The organism is Streptococcus sp. 27098_8_51, assembly GCF_041432205.1.
Taxonomy (GTDB): Bacteria; Bacillota; Bacilli; order Lactobacillales; family Streptococcaceae; genus Streptococcus.
Genome location: NZ_JAPVZE010000010.1, coordinates 17,614 through 35,100, shown reverse-complemented (window position 1 = coordinate 35,100; position 17,487 = coordinate 17,614). Strand labels below are relative to the sequence as shown.

At 40.0% G+C, this 17,487-nt stretch carries 19 protein-coding genes; 2 read left to right on the top strand and 17 right to left on the bottom strand.

The window, feature by feature from the left end:
- Positions 1 to 46: 46 nt before the first annotated feature.
- The 15 genes from O3622_RS07095 to O3622_RS07025 form a co-directional block, all read right to left on the bottom strand.
- The gene (locus O3622_RS07095; RefSeq protein ID WP_000694535.1) at positions 47 to 901 is read right to left on the bottom strand and encodes a MetQ/NlpA family ABC transporter substrate-binding protein; all 855 of its coding nucleotides are present in this window, start codon (positions 899 to 901) and stop codon (positions 47 to 49) included.
- A 154-nt stretch (positions 902 to 1,055) separates the two neighbouring features.
- Complete coding sequence (locus O3622_RS07090) at positions 1,056 to 1,898, bottom strand: amino acid ABC transporter substrate-binding protein (RefSeq protein WP_000724972.1); 843 nt, start codon at positions 1,896 to 1,898, stop codon at positions 1,056 to 1,058.
- A 102-nt stretch (positions 1,899 to 2,000) separates the two neighbouring features.
- Positions 2,001 to 2,324, bottom strand: coding sequence for an AzlD domain-containing protein (locus tag O3622_RS07085; protein WP_000253946.1), 324 nt, complete (start codon positions 2,322 to 2,324; stop codon positions 2,001 to 2,003).
- Entirely contained in the window at positions 2,314 to 3,009 is a 696-nt protein-coding gene (locus O3622_RS07080) for an AzlC family ABC transporter permease (RefSeq protein ID WP_084943220.1), read from the bottom strand. The genes O3622_RS07085 and O3622_RS07080 overlap by 11 nt, the downstream gene beginning before the upstream one ends.
- A gap of 67 nt (positions 3,010 to 3,076) precedes the next feature.
- On the bottom strand, positions 3,077 to 3,679 hold the full coding sequence (locus tag O3622_RS07075) for a hypothetical protein (RefSeq protein WP_025172956.1): 603 nt from the start codon (positions 3,677 to 3,679) through the stop codon (positions 3,077 to 3,079).
- Between the two features lie 93 nt (positions 3,680 to 3,772).
- The gene (locus O3622_RS07070) at positions 3,773 to 4,399 is read right to left on the bottom strand and encodes a hypothetical protein (RefSeq protein ID WP_000673205.1); all 627 of its coding nucleotides are present in this window, start codon (positions 4,397 to 4,399) and stop codon (positions 3,773 to 3,775) included.
- A 145-nt stretch (positions 4,400 to 4,544) separates the two neighbouring features.
- A complete protein-coding gene (locus O3622_RS07065; protein ID WP_000862377.1) occupies positions 4,545 to 5,771 on the bottom strand; it encodes an MFS transporter in 1,227 nt (408 codons plus the stop codon).
- Positions 5,768 to 8,284: a lanthionine synthetase LanC family protein gene (locus tag O3622_RS07060; RefSeq protein WP_000375504.1), complete on the bottom strand. Its 2,517-nt coding sequence runs from the start codon at positions 8,282 to 8,284 to the stop codon at positions 5,768 to 5,770. The genes O3622_RS07065 and O3622_RS07060 overlap by 4 nt, the downstream gene beginning before the upstream one ends.
- 471 nt (positions 8,285 to 8,755) lie before the next feature.
- The gene (locus O3622_RS07055) at positions 8,756 to 9,619 is read right to left on the bottom strand and encodes an Rgg/GadR/MutR family transcriptional regulator (RefSeq protein WP_000572854.1); all 864 of its coding nucleotides are present in this window, start codon (positions 9,617 to 9,619) and stop codon (positions 8,756 to 8,758) included.
- Between the two features lie 103 nt (positions 9,620 to 9,722).
- Positions 9,723 to 10,733 carry a tRNA (adenosine(37)-N6)-threonylcarbamoyltransferase complex transferase subunit TsaD gene (gene tsaD, locus O3622_RS07050; protein ID WP_000655027.1) on the bottom strand — a complete coding sequence of 337 codons (1,011 nt, stop codon included), beginning with the start codon at positions 10,731 to 10,733 and terminating at the stop codon, positions 9,723 to 9,725.
- Positions 10,723 to 11,160 (bottom strand): ribosomal protein S18-alanine N-acetyltransferase, encoded by a 438-nt coding sequence (gene rimI / locus O3622_RS07045; RefSeq protein WP_000569857.1) that lies wholly within the window; start codon positions 11,158 to 11,160, stop codon positions 10,723 to 10,725. The genes tsaD and rimI overlap by 11 nt, the downstream gene beginning before the upstream one ends.
- Complete coding sequence (tsaB, locus tag O3622_RS07040) at positions 11,157 to 11,843, bottom strand: tRNA (adenosine(37)-N6)-threonylcarbamoyltransferase complex dimerization subunit type 1 TsaB (protein ID WP_000865683.1); 687 nt, start codon at positions 11,841 to 11,843, stop codon at positions 11,157 to 11,159. Before tsaB ends, rimI begins: the two co-directional genes overlap by 4 nt.
- 334 nt (positions 11,844 to 12,177) lie before the next feature.
- A complete protein-coding gene (locus tag O3622_RS07035) occupies positions 12,178 to 12,393 on the bottom strand; it encodes a hypothetical protein (RefSeq protein ID WP_000492027.1) in 216 nt (71 codons plus the stop codon).
- Between the two features lie 249 nt (positions 12,394 to 12,642).
- Entirely contained in the window at positions 12,643 to 12,768 is a 126-nt protein-coding gene (locus O3622_RS07030) for a hypothetical protein (RefSeq protein ID WP_260468372.1), read from the bottom strand.
- 44 nt (positions 12,769 to 12,812) lie between these two features.
- Positions 12,813 to 12,956 carry a hypothetical protein gene (locus O3622_RS07025; RefSeq protein ID WP_371607273.1) on the bottom strand — a complete coding sequence of 48 codons (144 nt, stop codon included), beginning with the start codon at positions 12,954 to 12,956 and terminating at the stop codon, positions 12,813 to 12,815.
- A gap of 237 nt (positions 12,957 to 13,193) precedes the next feature.
- Between O3622_RS07025 and O3622_RS07020 the strand changes: the two genes are divergently transcribed.
- Both O3622_RS07020 and rnjA read left to right on the top strand, forming a co-directional pair.
- Positions 13,194 to 13,427, top strand: a complete 234-nt coding sequence (locus O3622_RS07020; RefSeq protein WP_000639582.1) for a DNA-dependent RNA polymerase subunit epsilon — start codon at positions 13,194 to 13,196, stop codon at positions 13,425 to 13,427.
- 1 nt (position 13,428) lies between these two features.
- The gene (rnjA, locus tag O3622_RS07015; protein WP_000331969.1) at positions 13,429 to 15,111 is read left to right on the top strand and encodes a ribonuclease J1; all 1,683 of its coding nucleotides are present in this window, start codon (positions 13,429 to 13,431) and stop codon (positions 15,109 to 15,111) included.
- Between the two features lie 36 nt (positions 15,112 to 15,147).
- Here the strand turns inward: rnjA and mnmG are convergent, their stop codons facing one another.
- A complete protein-coding gene (gene mnmG / locus O3622_RS07010; protein WP_371607272.1) occupies positions 15,148 to 17,061 on the bottom strand; it encodes a tRNA uridine-5-carboxymethylaminomethyl(34) synthesis enzyme MnmG in 1,914 nt (637 codons plus the stop codon).
- Positions 17,051 to 17,482 carry an NUDIX hydrolase gene (locus O3622_RS07005; RefSeq protein ID WP_371607271.1) on the bottom strand — a complete coding sequence of 144 codons (432 nt, stop codon included), beginning with the start codon at positions 17,480 to 17,482 and terminating at the stop codon, positions 17,051 to 17,053. The genes mnmG and O3622_RS07005 overlap by 11 nt, the downstream gene beginning before the upstream one ends.
- Positions 17,483 to 17,487: the final 5 nt, after the last annotated feature.

The following is a 17,487-nucleotide window of genomic DNA, read 5'->3' as shown; positions in this document are numbered from 1 at the left end:
TACAAAAGTAAGAGGTGGAAACTCTCTCCCACCTCCCTATGTCTTATTACCAAACTGGTTGGTCCAAACCGTCTGATGTTTCTTCGATAACTTTTTTCACTTCATCAGTGTGGTAAGCCGCGATAATTTTCTTGATGGCATCAGCTTTAGGTGATGATTCCCAATCTTTTTTCGCAACGATGATGTTGTACCATTGTTTTGAGTTTTCATCAGCTTGTTCTTTGAAGAGTGCTTTCTTGTAGTCCAATTTTGCTTCTGTAACGAAGGTATTGTTTACAACGGCAGCATCAACTGATGACAATGAACGAGCTGTTTGGCTAGCGTCCAATTCAGTAATCTTCAAGTTCTTTGGATTTTCTGTGATGTTAGCAACTGTTGCAAGTGCAGTTCCAGAAACATCCAATTTGATCAAACCAGCTGATTGAAGCAAGTAAAGTGCACGGCTTTCGTTTGTTGCATCGTTTGGTACGGCGATTTCACCGTTATCTGGGATTTCTTCCACTTTGGTGTACTTGTTTTCTTCCCCATTTTTACCTGAGTATAGGCGGATTGGTGAGATGTAGGTATCTGCAATCGCTACAAGGTCTTTCCCGTTTTCTTTGTTCCAGTTGTTCAAGAAGTTGTAGTGTTGGAAAGCATTCAAGTCTACTTCGCCATCAGCAGTTGCCTTGTTTGGTTGTGAGTAGTCTGTGAACTCTGTAAATTTCAAGGTAATGCCGTCTTTTTTGACCAATTCTTGAATCTTGTCCCAACGTGCTTCTTCAGAACCACTACGGTTAACTGTTGCGATTTTGACAACTGTTTCGTTGTCAGCTTTCTTTTCTGAATTTCCGCAAGCTGCAAGAGTCAAACCTGCGACTGTAGCAAGAGCTGCTACACCGAGCCATTTTTTAATTTTCATGATTCTATCTCCTTTAAAAATAATACCGTAATAGTATCTCATACTTTATTTGATTTAGCAAATTGTTATTAGATAGGCAGACATATAGTTTGAAACTATATACCTAAAAATTGAGAAATCATCCGCCTTTCTCAGACTGGATGATTTCATACGACTATTTGATATCAGCTTCTGCTGGGAGGTAAGTGTCCCCGAAGAACTGTTTAGACAATTTTTCAAGAGTTCCGTCTTTGTAGAGTTCTTGGATACGTTTGTCTACAAATGATTTCAACTCATCTTGACCTTTAGCAAGAAGTGGGTAAACGTAAGGTTGTTGGTCGCTTGGAAGTTCAATGACTTTCAAGTTGTCCAAACCTTGGTTCTTGATAACTGTTTCAACACCGATTTTATCAAAAATCTTGTAGTCAAACTGACCATCGCTCAAACGAGACATGATTTGTTGGAAGTCCGCTTTAGTGTAGTTAAGAACAGTTGGATTATCTGCGTGTTGTTTGTTATAATCTTCTAGCTGTTTAGCTGATGTTGTCCCTTGAACAACCTCAGTAGACTTGCCTCCGATATCATCAAGCGACTTGATGCTGTCGTCGTCTTTCTTCACAACGAGAACGTTAGGGTTTTTAGCAGTTGGAGCTGCATAAAGGTACTTTTCAGCACGTTCTTTGGTATAGCTGATATTGTTCACAGCCATTTGATAACGGTCGCTATCAAGGCCTGCAAAGACACCTGACCACTCTGTCTTTTCAAACTTGACAGTATACTTGTCTGAGTCTTTAAAGATAGCACGAACAAGCTCAATCTCGTAACCAGTCAATTCACCATTTTCTTCATAGATAAATGGTTTTGGTGAGCCGTTAGTTGCTACAACGATTTCTTTCTTAGCACTTGTTGCATCACCTGATGCCGCATCTTTCTTCTCACCACCTGAGCAAGCTACTAGTACACCTGCGGCAACAAGTCCTAGAGCAGCAAGAGATGAATATTTGACGATTTTTTTCATGTCATTTCCTCCAAAATAGAATACTTTACTATCTTAACAGAAAATATTTTTTTTTGCCATTATATGATATCTATCTCGGTGATAGGTTTTTTTTATGGCTGACTAAAAGACCAGACGCAAGACTGCAATCAAGACCACTCCAAAAAGAACCGTACCCACTAGATTGCGGTAGCGAAAGGCTACCCAAGCCGTTGGAAAGACTGCTAAAAAGTCCAGCCATTTGATTTGAGGAAGGCTCCCAACCTTGCCAGTCACTACGCTTGAAAGGATCAAGGCAAAGATAATGGAAACAGGCAAGAACTTCAAAAACCGCTCAACGATAGCTGGCAACCCCTTGTACTTAACCAAGATGAAGGGAATCATACGGGGAACCCAAGTCACTAGGCCTGAAAAGATAACGGCTAACAAAAGATATTTACTGACCATCTAAGACCACCCCCATAGTACAACCTAGCAAGGTCGCAAACAGAACAGCTAGCGACTGAGACACTAGTGTCAAGAGCAAAAAGAAAGACACTGCAACAACTGCTAGGATTCGCAGCAGATTGCGGACAGGAACCCGTCTTTGCATAATCTGAAATTGCGAAGTAAAAATCCCGATAAACATTCCTACAAGGGCAAAGTCCAATCCAAAGACCTCAGGATTTGGAAGAAGCCCACCTAAAGCTGTCCCCGCCACTGTCCCAATAAACCAGGCTACATAACTATTGAGATTGTTCCCGTGCATCCACATGGGATGGACTTTATCTGTATGGGCTAATTCGCCCATCAAAACCCCATAGGTCTCATCTGTCAAGAGACTGGACATGCCGATATTTTGCCAGAGACTAGTATGACGGAAATAGGTCGATGCATGCAAGCTCAGTAAAAAAAGTCGCAAGTTGATCAAAAAAACTGTCATAGCAATGGCTGCCACAGGCGCTTGTACCGCAATCAGTGCCAACATGGCAAACTGGGCGCTCCCAGCATAAACAAAGAGGCTCATCAAGCCCATCTCAACAGGTGTCACATAGGGCGCACCGATAATCCCACAAGCCAGACCAATGCTGACATAGCCAAGGGCAGTCGGCATGGCCGCCTGTACACCTTCCCAAAATCCTTTTTCTTTCATCCTTCTCCTCATTCTTACAAATACAGCATTCTACTACTAAGCATTCAAAACAAGCACGCTAGGGTAACTACCATCGAAATTGATCGATTGCAATATTATATTGGTTGTTCTCAGGATTATCCTCATTCTCATATTCTGTAGGATAAACATCAATCCAGAGTTCTCTCCCTTGCCCTTTCATTTTGACCTTAAATCGATAACCAACATCATACCCCACCAAAGCATCAACTTTCAAAGACTGAAAGTTTGGTAGAGCTTCGATTTCAGCTTTCATGTCTTGGGTCACTTTATAAAATATCTCTTTTTGTTGATCTTTGGAAGCCATAGGGAAATAAACCGTCGCTCCTTGTAAACGATGCGATTTTGAAAAAGTAACGGTCACTCGACCGCTGTAACTTTTCCATTTAAAGTTTTCGTAGTCATAGAAAAGGCGCCCGGTTTTATAGAGATAAGGATCTTTTGCACGCCAAGGATTGTGATAGCCTGTTTCTGTCTCTTCTACTATTTCATGAGGTTTTCCAAACACTTTTTCAAAAGATTCGAGGGGCATATTAAAAGAAACGGATTCAAACATGACCAATTGCGTCTTTTGAAACATTCGAAAAACCATTAAAGACAGCAACAATACCACTAGAGCAAGTGCCATACTCATTATTTTTGTAAATTTCATATTTCTACTATACTAAAAAACTCGGGCATTTGTCCAAGATAAAAAAAGTCAACAATTAACTGACTCTTTATTCTATGGTATAGAAGGAAAGGATTACGATGCATGCCTCCGATATTGACTAATCCCAACCCCATACTCCTTATCTTCAAGCTTTTCATGATATCCAAGTTCTGTCGAATAAACCTCGACCCAGAGATCCTCCGTTTGCCCTTGTAATTTGACTTTATATTGATAAGAATCTTGATCTAGTTCTACCATTTCAACTGTCATAGACTGATAGTCTGGTAAAGATTCAATTTCTGTTTTTATAGCCTGCGATAGTTTGTCAAGTAGTTCTTTCTGTTCCATTTTTGAAGCAACAGGAAAAGAAGCCCTCGCTTCTTCCAAGGTATGCCATTTTGAAAATGTAAAATCTGCGCGGATAGTATAGCCTTCCCATCTCATATTTTCGTAATAATAGAAAAGGCGACCTGTTTTATAGAAATACGGGTCTTCTGCACGCCAAGTATCACGATAGGCCATTTCCTCCTCTTCCACGACTTTGTCAGCTGCGACAAATGTATTTTCAAAAGATTCTACAGACATATAAAACGAAAGCGATTTAAACATGACTAACTGCGTACTAGGAAATTCCAAATTTTTAAAATTTTGGTAAGATTTTATAAATAAGATTATCACTCCAAGAGCAAGCAAACCACTGATTATTTTTGTAAATTTCATATTTCTACTATACTAAAAAACTCTATGATTGACAAACTTTGATAGAGTCGGATGCTGTGAAGGGTAAGTGACAAACCGCCATAATAAGAAAAAGACTGGGAAGCCAGCCTTATCATATGAACAAAAATTAAATCAAAGTTTCCTACTAAATGCTCTCACGAATATTCAAGAGCATGACAAATGCAGTTAGGAGTAATAGCAATAGAATAAAGCTGACCGATAGGACCCCAAAACTTGTAGCAATCGTTACAAAAACGATTGTGAATAGACTTGGTAAAACAACCGTAATCGCACCAATAGAGGATTGAACCGCTCCCATTGACTCCTCAGGTATTTGTTTAAAGACGAGTTCTTGCAATCTAGGAGAGAGTAACCCTGCGATGAAGGCATCCAAGGAGCTGAAAAGCAGAATCAAACCAAAATGAACTGTGGCAAATCCTACTAGAAGGAGTAACTGGATGACGACCGAAGCGTATAGAGCTGTTTTTATAGAAATCGTATTTTTCAGATAGCCACTTACAAGGCTTCCGACAATAAGTGCTAACAATTCTAGTGTTGATAACAAAGCGAGTGATTGACCAGTTTGTAAATTCAAAAACGGTTGGTTTCTTAAAAAAAGAGTCGAAATAGGAACAGTGACATTGATCACAGCTTGGCTGATAGATACGATAAATAAAATGAAGATCACTCTATCCATATTCCAGATCAATTTCGATGATTGGAACAAATGCTGGCAAAACGACTTTATGGAAAGACCTTCTTGATAGTTAATTGTTTTTTCAACTTTCAAAAGATCATTTTTTATCAGAAGAATACCTACAAATGCTATCAGAAACGTCAGAGCGTTGAGCAAGGAAATGAACTGAATGGAAAGAATTCCTAGTAGAACCCCTCCTAGAATATTACTGATTGTCCGAACTAAACTAACTGTTGATTGTTTAAAACCAATGGCTTCTGTAAGATGTTCTTTCCCAATGATTCTTATAAAAATAGGAGTTAGCATGGCTCCTGAAAAGTAACTCAATGTATCCGACAAGAGATTCATCAAACAAATAAAGAATACTAGCCATAAGGAAAAGGACTGCCCTGAAAGCGAAAGTGCCACTATAGAATAAAGTACAAATTTGACAAAACTAATAACCGTATACTTTAGAACACGATAATGTTGAAAATCAGCCAAAACTCCCATAAAGATTTGCAGAACTTGAGGAACAGTCTCTGAAATCGTAATGAGTAAAATTGCCAAGGGGGCAAACGAAGCATCTGCCACATAATTCAAAAAAGCAAGATAAAAAATCGTATCCCCAACCGTTGAAATCCACTGGTTGATGGTTAATTGCCTAAAATCTCTATTTTGAATAAATACTTTCATCGCAACTCCTTTTTGAGTTCAAACGGGAAGTTTTCCCCAAGGATAGACCAATAAATCCCTAGATTTCCGATTCCAAAATCAAATAATGTATCTGAACTTTCTTCACATTCAAATACCAAAATACCATTTTTATCTCTTTTGGATCTACTTAATAAAATCTCAATTACATTCTCACGTAAATTTAAATTATCCTGATAGTTTAGAGTTTGCAACAAACTGGATAAACCATGACAATAACAACTTGACTGAATAAGATTGAATTTGAAAGCAAGTTGTTGAAATCTTGAAATTATTTTTGAATACCTTTTATCATATAATAATTCAAAATAAAGTAAGATTCCTGAAGTTCCTTCGCACCACGATAGTTCTAAATTTGTAGGAGTTGCATTTAGTCTACTATATTCATTTTCTAACAGATTTTCTAACAGATTATTAAATACATTAATACTATTTTCGTAAGCTACCTTAAATTCAAATTCCGAATTATAAATTGAAATTACGTATGCAATCCCAGCTAAACCATGTGCAAAATTACATTCTTTTAAACTATTAACATTTTGTATCTCTTCTACAAAATATAAATATAACTCCTCTATTTTTTCTCTAATAAATTTCATACTATCGACATCATTGAAATTTATACAGTATTTCATAATACTCAATAAAACACCTGACTTTCCTAAAGCAAAGTCAAATACTTCAACTTTCTGATAATTACTTATCAAGTCTTTATAAATTTCTCTAGTTTTATCTATAATCAATTCTCTACTTGGATTGTTGCTGGCAAATTTTTTATAGAACTCTAATAATGCCCAAAGATATCCAGAAGAACCAAATAAAATTGAATAACCATTTAAATACCCATTTCCTTTATTTTGATTTCCTTCAGAGATAAGCCACTCGATAATTCTACCATTGTCAGAAATGTCTCTCATGTGTGATAAATAAAACAAATATCCTGATAAGCCATGTTGAAACGATACTGGACTAACAAATTCTCCAAATTCATTTGAATTTAGTATCCTACTTTCTCTATTCATATTTAATGAAAGAAGATAGTTAATAAGTGTCTCATTTTCAATTTGAAAATCGAATGAGGAATTAACTCTCTTTGAATGAAATCCTATATTTTCATCTTCAAAATCGTTTATATACTTCATCTTCTCGAATCGGTCTAACTTCTCTTGTTCACTTAAATTCAATAAATACATCAACCAGTTAAATTGCGATTTAGTTATGTTCCCAATTTCTTTCTCCATATACATACAAGACTTGATTTTATCTAAAGCAGTTATATTTAAGAAGACGTCCTCTCCTTCAAATATTAAAACATGCTCGCGCATAATCGCCAAACTCAACATTGCAAGTGCAAAATAATCCTGTTGAATGGTACAAATTTTTGAGGAACAATCAGTATTTATCATGAATTTTGTAGCAGCTCTTCTAACAGTATTATTTTTGTTTGTAAAATTTTCTAGGTCTATTAACCTAACACGACCAAAATCATCCAATATAAAGTTTGTTGGAGAAATATCCACTGCTAAATATCCTTCAGCATGAATGTCATTAATAATATCAATTATATTATTAATAATTACATTTTTTTCGATATCAATATTTTTTAAATCAAAAAAATTATATCCTGGTATAAACTTTTGCACTACGAAGTAATCTTCATTGACATAAAACTCTTCAATTAATTCTGTCGTATAGGACTTGTTCTGAAATACTTTCAAATTTGTTGCTTCATTCTTTAATTCATCAATTGCAGAGAAACCATCATCCCAACTATAAACATATGGTCGTGCATGTTTTATTATCACTTTCTGATTACTATTTTTTACTACAGCTCTGTAAACATTTCCTCTATTGGATTTTTTCAGAATACACTCGATATTATAGTGATTTAAAGGGTGATTCTCTGGAATTCCCGGGGAGGGTTTAAATAATTTATTTTTTTCCACATCAGTAAATAAATCCTTAACCCCTTCTGGCAAATACGGATAATTTAATCTCAGATCCTCTACTAATTCTCCTCTACTATTTTTCATCATGTAGACAATTTTATTTTCAGAAAAATTGTAGTTTTTAATTGCTTTAAACGCCCCATATCTATAATGTATTGGAGAATGTTCACCACATTGAAAATCTGATAAAATCCTTGGAGCTTTATAGTTTTCTAACTTTTCTTTTAGATTTAATATTATTCGTTTGGCCTGCTTCCTACTAGACGGATATATAGTGATAAACTTATTTGCAGTAGGAGAAACTTCCCTCGGAGAATTCAATTTTTTTAACTCATCCAAACAATCTAGAACTTTGTAGTTACATCTTTCCTTCTCCAGCTCTTGTGCAACAATATAAAAAATATTACAAGCGTCTTTTAGTTGACTGCTTACATGAAGTTTCCATCCCTGTGTAAGTTTATTGTTACTATACTTCACAAATAACCACCCATTTTTATGGTAAGTGTCAACTTGTATTTTATTCAGCATTGTTTGTAATCTATCCATAAATATAATAAATACATTATCTCTAAAATGAAATTAAGGATAGTTAATTAGTAATTAACTATCCTTAATTTTAACCAATTATTCTTAAAGAGCAGTAAATGAGCAAGTCCACTTACAAACTTCACGTGATACAGTAATTACTGGCTCTTCAGGTAACAATTCAAGTTCCATTAGATTATGCATTTCTTTTCTCCTTTAATTATTTTTCTTTGTAAACCACTTCTGCAACCTAGGATTTGCTTCAAATGTCTTACAAGGACAGTATAACACAGAAATTAGCTCATTTTAGAAAATCGCATATTTGATATTTTTTCTCATGGAAATTTCACATTTGCGATTTTTGTAGATTTGACTCTTTCCCTGATATAATGAAGGTACTACTCACAAGGAGGGATATAATGATGAAAAAAAGCAAAATCCAACTGATACTCCTACTTATTTTAGAGTGGGTTATTGTCATTCCTTTTCTAACTAATCGATAAGCTCTTTGTATTGCTGCAAACGCAATTCAAAAAGGGCTGTTAATTGTGGATTTTCTAATATTTGCAGAGATTGGATAAAGTGTTCAATCTCTTTTTGATTGCTCCCCTTGGTTTGAAGGAATACACTCATCTTCTTTAAAAACTGCAATGATACTTTCTCAAAAACATCATATGGCCGGAGCATACTCTCCAACTCGGCTTCAAAGATTGGGATGTAAGAGAAAAGCTTACGCTCCATGAGCTCTGAGATGATATTAAGATAACCACTTTTCATATACAATTGATTGTGTACCAACTCTTTAAATTCCTTGGATTTTTCAAGTAAAGAGGTGGATAAAAAAATCAGATCTTGATTACTTAAGAAAGGCATGGTATTGCAAAAAAGATAGAGTTCAAACCAGGTCCAAGACTCGATAGCATAGAGATAGGTGGTCAAAAACTCGCTATCCTCCTCTTCTAACGGATACCTTTTATCTAAGGAATGGATAGCATCTTTAATCACAATAGCATTCAAACGACGATAGGTCTGCGCCATCTGTTCCTGCTCAACTTCCTCTAATAGTTGCTCTAAGCCAGCCATATCTTGATGGGCAAAACGATCTACAACTTTTCGTCCAAATCGCATATGTGGGGATTCCTGATAATTATTAAGCTTGTGTCCAAACTCATCAAAGGTCACATTTATCCCTTGGATAGCTAGTATCAGTTTATCCGCAGACAGCATAGACTGTCCCAGTTCAAACTTGGATAACTGAGAAGCTGTTAGACCTTCACAAGCCACATCTGACTGCTTGAGCTTTCTCGCCAGCCGCAATTCCTTGTAAAATTCTCCCAATTCCATTCTCTCAATCATCTGGCCACCTCCTAATTTTTACATATTATATCATCATTTTTACAGCTTTGTCAAAATATTCTGACATTTTCCGGAGTAAAAAAGCCAGCCTCAAGCTGACTCTTTATTCCATAGTATCAAAGGCGAGGCTTGGTTTGGCGTTGAGGTCCAAGCCTGCAAAGTTTTCTTTATTCCACTCGCTGACGCTGGCATAGGCAATCATACCCGCGTTGTCTCCGCAAAGGCGTAGGGGAGGGATGATAACCTTGACATCTGTGATTTCAGCTGCTAGTCGTTCTCTGAGCCCTTTATTGGCAGCCACGCCACCTGCTACAACTAGAGTTTTAACAGGATATTTCTCCAAGGCCTTCTTGGTTTTGGTCATAAGAATATCCATGACCGCAGCTTGGAAGGAAGCTGACAGATCTTTCTTGGACAAGCTTTCTCCCTTTTGCTCGGCATTGTGGTGAAGATTGATAAAGGCAGACTTCAAACCTGAAAATGAAAACTCCAGATTATCTTCCTTGATCATGGCACGAGGGAAATCATACACATCCTGTCCCTGATGAGCCAACTCGTCAATCTCGCGACCTGCTGGATAAGTCAATCCCATGACACGGCCGACCTTGTCATAGGCCTCACCAACCGCATCATCCCGCGTTTCTCCAACAATCTTGTAATCCCCAGCCTCTGACACATAGACCAACTCTGTGTGCCCACCGCTGACCAAGAGAGCTAGCAAGGGAAACTCCAAAGGCTCCACACTCTGAGCCGCCATAAGGTGACCAGCCATGTGGTTAACGGGGATCATCGGAAGTCCATGAGCCCAAGCAAAAGCCTTGGCAGCTGACAAACCAACTAGCAGTGCTCCAACCAATCCAGGTCCATAAGTAACGGCAACAGCTGTCACATCCGCTTCGGTAATCCCTGCTTCTGCTAGCGCCTCCTCGATGCAGGCTGTAATAACCTCGACATGGTGACGACTAGCTACTTCTGGTACTACGCCCCCAAAACGCTTGTGACTCTCAATTTGACTCGCAATGACATTGGACAAGAGCTCGTCATCGTTTTTCAGTACGGCAACACTGGTCTCATCACAGGATGTCTCAAATGCTAAAATATATCTATCCTTCATCTATTTCTCTCTTCATGATGATGGCGTCCTCGACTGGGTCATGGTAGTAGGCCTTTCGCTCAGCGATGACCGCCATCTTTTCTTTCTTGTAAAATGCTTGCGCTCGTTGGTTTGACTTTCTGACTTCGAGGAAAATCTCCTTATCCGCTGGCAATTGAGCAAACAAGGCTGACGCAATTCCCTGACCCTGATAGCTAGGCAGTACAGCAATCTGCAAGACTTCTGCTTCAAAGAGATTCTCCTGAACGGCTAGAAAGCCAATCACTTCTGCCCCATCATAAGCTAGAGCGTACCAAGTCTGGTCTTGGGACAGGTCTGCTTGGATTTGTTCCAGTGCCCAAGGACTGACTGGGTAAACTGTTACCATAACAGCGTAGATTGCTTGAGCCAGGTCAGGCTGTCTTTGGATTCTTTTGATTTCTATCATAGACGTTTAATGTAGGACTCACCAGACTCGGTATGGTTCTTGAGCCAGTTTTCCTCAGCCTCAACACGCTTGAGATAGTTAGGAACAAAGTCATGAATGGACTGGGAAGGCAGGTCTAAACCGAGACGACCAACAGCCGCCGCGTTTGGCAAAGTTGGCTGAAGGGTAGCCTGAGGAAGAGCCACTTCAATCTGCTCCGTAAAAGCTGCTGTCTCTCCGACAAAGGTGACTGACTGGTTAGCAGCGCCAGCTATTTCCAAAACCTCTGCCAAAGGCAGATGAGCTTCCGGCCACACAGCCTGACCAGACTGGTAAAAGCCAGCATAGACATTATTGCGGCGGGCATCCATGACAGGAATGACCAAACCTTCCACCTGCTCTGGAACTAAAGCCAGCAAACTAGACACACCAACCAGCTCAATCTTGAGGGTATGGGCCAGAGTCTTGGCTGTCGCCACCGCAATTCTCAGACCTGTGTAGCTGCCCGGACCTTGAGCAACTACGATACGATCCAAATCCTTGGGTGTCCAATCCAGACTGCCCATCAAAAAATCGATGGCAGGCATGAGGGTAATACTGTGATTTTTCTTGATATTGATCATAGTCTCAGCAAGAACCTGCTTGTCCTCTAAAATGGCTAGAGAAAGAGCCTTGCTGGACGTATCAAAAGCTAATACTTTCATAACATATTCCTATCTTTTTGTCTGTTTACTATTATACTACAAAAGCTAGCGCATGGGAATTTTCTTTGTTTTGAAACAAAAGAGGCCTGCCACTTAGACAAGCAATTCTACACAAAAAATTTAAAAAAGTTATATCTTTTTTGAATAGAAAAGTGAACAAGGAAATTGAAAGGTTCTTTGTAAAAAATTTGGATCATGCATTTATGTTTCAACTCGATTTTCGATGTGAGAAATCATCGTCATAACAATAAAGATAGCACCTAAAAATAGAAAAAGTCCATCCCATCTATCAAGACGAGGTGGATTTTCTGTATATTTAGATGAATAATTGACTTTAGGCATTTAAACCAAAGTAGAAAACGAACCAGACAACATAGGTGACCAGGAGAAGAAAAATTGAATAGAGCGTCACAAAAGCAAGCTTCCAAAGGAACTTTGTTTTGCGGTGTTCCAGATGCACAAACAGGGCATTCCCCCCATAGACACAAGCTACAAAGGCTACAAACATCAAGAGGCGAACCCCTACTGCAAATTCAAACAAACTAAACATTCTTAATCCTCCTTCTGGTATTCCTTTTTTATTTAAACTGTTGACAATGTTGGTCTATCAATGTTAAAATGTAATTCAACATTGGTAGGAAAATCAGGTTGAGTCGTTGACTCTTCGGGTTGCAGTGCTATCCCTGAAACTTTGGTTTCTAAAGAACTGAAATTGCGATTGAACAATTCGCCCCCAGTGTTTGACGGCTCTTGATTTCGGTCAAGGGCTTTTCTTTGCCTCTTTAGTAAGCACTCCACTTCATGCTGTTTCTACATCGTTATACTTATAGATTGATTTCTTAGCTGAGTAAATGATAAAATGGGGTAAAGGTTGAGATTTGGTCTGACTTGGTGACAAGTCTTTCAAAAGTTGTGATTCAATCACTTCAGGTAATGGTGCTGCCCCTTAAGCTTGCTCAGAAAGATCCCTTAATTTTGTCTCAGCCTTTTTGGTTGCTCTTGAGATTTCTCAAGAGCTTTTTCTTTTTTCAAAGATATCATTCTGCCCCAACCATCTACACCAACGATTAATGAAACTAGAACTGTATTCTTCCTCAAACCTACTATCTCCATAGATTCCCCCTTTAATTATAACACCTAAGCGCTCTCCGACCAAATCCTACCTGTCTTTTTGCTCCTCCTTCCCCTCCCGACTTTCTCCATTTCCGTCTTTTACTAATTTTTCATTTTGTGGTATAATTGAAATAATTGTAACGAATCAAGGTCAATCTAGACACAAAATGGAATGAAATCAAGCAAATCTCTGCTAAAAGTTTGGAATAAGCTGACCTGTAAATAGAAAGGAACTATATGATTTACAAAGTTTTTTATCAAGAAACAAAAGAACGTAGCCCACGTCGTGAAACAACACGCTCACTTTACCTAGACATCGATGCCAACTCAGAACTTGAGGGCCGTATCGCTGCTCGCCAACTTGTCGAAGAAAACCGCCCAGAGTACAACATCGAGTATATCGAACTCTTGTCTGACAAATTGCTAGATTACGAAAAAGAAACTGGCGCTTTCGAGATTACGGAGTTCTAATATGGCCTACACTCTTAAACCTGAAGAAGTCGGCGTTTTTGCCATCGGTGGTCTGGGAGAAATCGGGAAAAACACATACGGAATTGAATACCAAGACGAGATTATCATCGTCGATGCTGGGATTAAATTCCCAGAAGATGACTTGCTGGGTATCGACTACGTCATTCCTGATTATTCTTACATCGTGGACAATATTGACCGCGTCAAGGCTGTTTTGATTACACACGGACACGAGGACCACATTGGTGGGATTCCCTTCCTGCTCAAGCAAGCAAATGTCCCTATCTACGCTGGACCACTTGCCCTGGCTTTGATCCGTGGAAAACTCGAAGAACACGGTCTCTTGCGCAACGCCAAACTTTACGAAATCAACCACAACACTGAGTTGACCTTTAAAAATCTCAAGGCAACTTTCTTTAGAACAACCCACTCCATTCCAGAGCCTTTAGGGATTGTCATTCATACTCCTCAAGGGAAAATCGTTTGTACGGGTGACTTTAAGTTTGACTTTACTCCAGTTGGAGAACCTGCAGACTTGCACCGTATGGCTGCCCTTGGTGAAGAAGGTGTGCTCTGTCTCCTGTCTGACTCGACAAATGCGGAAGTACCAACCTTTACCAACTCTGAAAAAGTCGTTGGCCAGTCCATCATGAAGATCATCCAAGGCATTGAAGGACGCATCATATTTGCATCCTTTGCCTCCAATATTTTCCGTCTCCAGCAAGCAACAGATGCTGCTGTTAAGACCGGACGCAAGATTGCAGTCTTTGGTCGTTCTATGGAAAAGGCCATTGTCAACGGGATCGAACTTGGCTACATCAAAGCTCCTAAGGGAACCTTTATCGAGCCAAATGAAATCAAAGACTACCCTGCTGGCGAGGTTCTTATCCTTTGTACAGGTAGTCAAGGGGAGCCGATGGCAGCCCTCTCTCGTATCGCCAACGGAACCCACCGTCAAGTGCAACTCCAACCCGGCGATACCGTTATCTTCTCTTCTAGCCCAATTCCTGGAAACACCACTAGCGTCAACAAGTTGATTAACATTATCTCAGAAGCTGGTGTCGAAGTCATCCACGGAAAGATTAACAATATCCACACCTCTGGACACGGTGGTCAGCAAGAGCAAAAACTCATGCTCCGCTTGATTAAGCCAAAATACTTCATGCCTGTCCATGGTGAATACCGCATGCAAAAAGTCCACGCTGGACTAGCGGTGGATACGGGTGTCGAGAAGGACAATATCTTTATCATGAGCAATGGTGATGTGCTTGCCCTTACTGCTAACTCAGCTCGTATCGCAGGTCACTTCAATGCCCAAGATATCTATGTCGATGGAAATCGTATCGGTGAAATCGGCGCTGCTGTCCTCAAAGACCGTAGAGATCTATCTGAAGATGGTGTCGTTCTAGCAGTCGCAACTGTTGACTTCAAGTCTAAAATGATCTTGTCTGGTCCAGATATCCTCAGCCGAGGCTTTGTCTACATGAGAGAATCTGGAGACTTGATTCGCCAAAGCCAGCGCATCCTCTTCAATGCTATTCGTATCGCATTGAAAAACAAAGATGCCAGCATCCAATCTGTCAATGGTGCTATCGTCAACGCTATTCGCCCCTTCCTCTATGAAAATACGGAACGTGAACCGATTATTATCCCGATGATCCTCACACCAGATGAAGAAGAATAAATCAACAAAACAGCCCCGTCTTCGGAGCTGTTTTTTCTATGCTTTCTTTTCTTGATTTTTAGAAATACTACGATTTTTACCTTCCAGATACACCATCAAAATAGAAATATCTGCTGGATTTACTCCCGAAATACGGCTAGCTTGGCCGATGGTTTCTGGATTGATGAGTTTGAACTTCTGACGGGCTTCTGTCGCAATCGAGTCAATGTCATCCCAGTCGATATTGGCTGGAATGCATTTTTCTTCCATGCGTTTCATCTTGGCAACCTGATCCATGGCTTTCGAAATGTAGCCTTCGTACTTGATTTCTGTTTCAATCAATTCGATAATCTTGTCATCCAAGTCCTCTGCAGCAGGTCCGATAAAGGTCACCACATCTTGGTAAGACACTTCTGGGCGACGAAGGAATTCCTTTGCTGTCACCGCATCAGTCAATGGTTTGAAGCCCATCTCCTCAACCTTGGCATTGGTTTCCTTGACTGGCTTGAGTTTGATGCTGTCTAAACGCTTCATTTCATTGTCAAATTGATTTTTCTTGATTTCAAAACGAGCCCAGCGTTCATCATCAACAAGGCCAATCTTGCGCCCCATCTCTGTCAAACGCATATCGGCATTGTCATGACGGAGGATGAGACGGTATTCAGCACGACTGGTCAAGAGACGATAGGGTTCAATAGTTCCCTTGGTCACCAAGTCATCAATCATCACCCCGATATAACCGTCGCTTCGCTTCAAAATCAACTCTGGCTTGCCTTGGATTTTTAGAGCCGCATTGATACCAGCGATAATCCCTTGGCCAGCAGCTTCTTCGTAACCTGACGTTCCATTTGTCTGACCAGCAGTAAAGAGTCCTGAGATTTTCTTGGTTTCCAAAGTCGCACGCAACTGGTGTGGCAAGACCATGTCGTACTCAATGGCATAACCTGTTCGCATCATCTCTGCATTTTCCAGACCTTTGATGGAATGAACCAAATCACGCTGTACATCCTCTGGCAGACTGGTTGATAGACCTTGAACATAAACTTCCTCTGTATTGCGCCCTTCTGGCTCAAGGAAAAGTTGGTGGCGTTCCTTGTCCGCAAAGCGCACAATCTTGTCCTCAATTGACGGACAGTAACGAGGTCCCACTCCCTTGACCACACCTGTAAACATAGGCGCACGGTGGAGGTTGTTTTGGATAATCTCATGACTGGTACCATTAGTGTAGGTCAACCAGCATGGCACTTGATCCTTAACATAGTCCTCATCACTTGAGGTATATGAGAAGTGATTAGGTGCTTCGTCTCCTGGTTGGATTTCTGTCACATCGTAATTGATAGAAGAAGCCTTGACACGTGGAGGTGTCCCCGTCTTGAAACGACCAATTTCGAGTCCCAATTCCTTGAGGTTATCAGCTAGGTTAATAGAAGCTAGGCTGTGGTTAGGGCCAGACGAGTACTTGAGGTCTCCGATGATGATTTCCCCACGGAGGGCTGTTCCTGTGGTTACAATAACCGCTTTTGCTCCATACTCTTGATGGGTAGCTGTACGCACACCGACAACTTTGCCATCTTCGACCAAAATCTCATCAATCATAGTCTGACGAAGGGTGAGGTTGTCTTGATTTTCGACGGTTTTGCGCATCTCCTTAGAGTAAAGTTCCTTGTCAGCCTGCGCACGAAGGGCACGGACAGCTGGCCCCTTCCCTGTGTTGAGCATCTTCATCTGGATGTAAGTCTTGTCAATGGTTTTAGCCATCTCGCCACCAAGTGCATCCACTTCACGCACGACAATCCCCTTGGCAGAACCACCAATCGAAGGGTTACAAGGCATGAAAGCCAGCATTTCGATGTTGATGGTCGCAAGCAAGACCTTACAGCCCATACGGCTGGCAGCTAGAGATGCCTCCACCCCAGCGTGCCCCGCACCGATTACAATAATATCGTATTCTTCCGTAAAATTATAAGTCATTTCTTAACCTTTCAAAAATTTCTCGCAAATAAGGAACTAACTTCTCCTCCTCTAGAGCTTGATTCAGAGTAACCCATTTAAAGTGTGTATGCTCTTCAGGATCTAATCTGATAATTGGCTTCTCCCCAACCCACTCTGCTTTATAAACTAAGCGAGTAAAAACCATATCCTTAGAGGTATCCAGTTGACTATCTTCGTGAAGAAGTTTGAGCGAACTGCTATCTAGCCTAACTCCCGCTTCTTCAATGCATTCTCTAAGAGCACCATCTCGCGGAAGTTCACCCTTTTCAACCCTGCCACCAGGAATATCCCAGTAAGTTGGATAAACGTTGGGTTCTCCTCTTTTAATTTCCGAACGCTGAATGAGCAAATAATCACCACCACTATGAACAAGTACATGGGCAATAAGCTTAACCATCATTTTCT

Excerpts from the sequence above, each read along its gene's own strand:
- O3622_RS07095 (WP_000694535.1), bottom strand. The coding sequence starts at position 901 with ATGAAAATTAAAAAATGGCTCGGTGTAGCAGCTCTTGCTACAGTCGCA.
- O3622_RS07090 (WP_000724972.1), bottom strand. The coding sequence starts at position 1,898 with ATGAAAAAAATCGTCAAATATTCATCTCTTGCTGCTCTAGGACTTGTT.
- O3622_RS07085 (WP_000253946.1), bottom strand. The coding sequence starts at position 2,324 with ATGGTCAGTAAATATCTTTTGTTAGCCGTTATCTTTTCAGGCCTAGTG.
- O3622_RS07080 (WP_084943220.1), bottom strand. The coding sequence starts at position 3,009 with ATGAAAGAAAAAGGATTTTGGGAAGGTGTACAGGCGGCCATGCCGACT.
- O3622_RS07075 (WP_025172956.1), bottom strand. The coding sequence starts at position 3,679 with ATGAAATTTACAAAAATAATGAGTATGGCACTTGCTCTAGTGGTATTG.
- O3622_RS07070 (WP_000673205.1), bottom strand. The coding sequence starts at position 4,399 with ATGAAATTTACAAAAATAATCAGTGGTTTGCTTGCTCTTGGAGTGATA.
- O3622_RS07065 (WP_000862377.1), bottom strand. The coding sequence starts at position 5,771 with ATGAAAGTATTTATTCAAAATAGAGATTTTAGGCAATTAACCATCAAC.
- O3622_RS07060 (WP_000375504.1), bottom strand. The coding sequence starts at position 8,284 with ATGGATAGATTACAAACAATGCTGAATAAAATACAAGTTGACACTTAC.
- O3622_RS07055 (WP_000572854.1), bottom strand. The coding sequence starts at position 9,619 with ATGATTGAGAGAATGGAATTGGGAGAATTTTACAAGGAATTGCGGCTG.
- tsaD (WP_000655027.1), bottom strand. The coding sequence starts at position 10,733 with ATGAAGGATAGATATATTTTAGCATTTGAGACATCCTGTGATGAGACC.
- rimI (WP_000569857.1), bottom strand. The coding sequence starts at position 11,160 with ATGATAGAAATCAAAAGAATCCAAAGACAGCCTGACCTGGCTCAAGCA.
- tsaB (WP_000865683.1), bottom strand. The coding sequence starts at position 11,843 with ATGAAAGTATTAGCTTTTGATACGTCCAGCAAGGCTCTTTCTCTAGCC.
- O3622_RS07035 (WP_000492027.1), bottom strand. The coding sequence starts at position 12,393 with ATGTTTAGTTTGTTTGAATTTGCAGTAGGGGTTCGCCTCTTGATGTTT.
- O3622_RS07025 (WP_371607273.1), bottom strand. The coding sequence starts at position 12,956 with ATGGAGATAGTAGGTTTGAGGAAGAATACAGTTCTAGTTTCATTAATC.
- O3622_RS07020 (WP_000639582.1), top strand. The coding sequence starts at position 13,194 with ATGATTTACAAAGTTTTTTATCAAGAAACAAAAGAACGTAGCCCACGT.
- rnjA (WP_000331969.1), top strand. The coding sequence starts at position 13,429 with ATGGCCTACACTCTTAAACCTGAAGAAGTCGGCGTTTTTGCCATCGGT.
- mnmG (WP_371607272.1), bottom strand. The coding sequence starts at position 17,061 with ATGACTTATAATTTTACGGAAGAATACGATATTATTGTAATCGGTGCG.
- O3622_RS07005 (WP_371607271.1), bottom strand. The coding sequence starts at position 17,482 with ATGATGGTTAAGCTTATTGCCCATGTACTTGTTCATAGTGGTGGTGAT.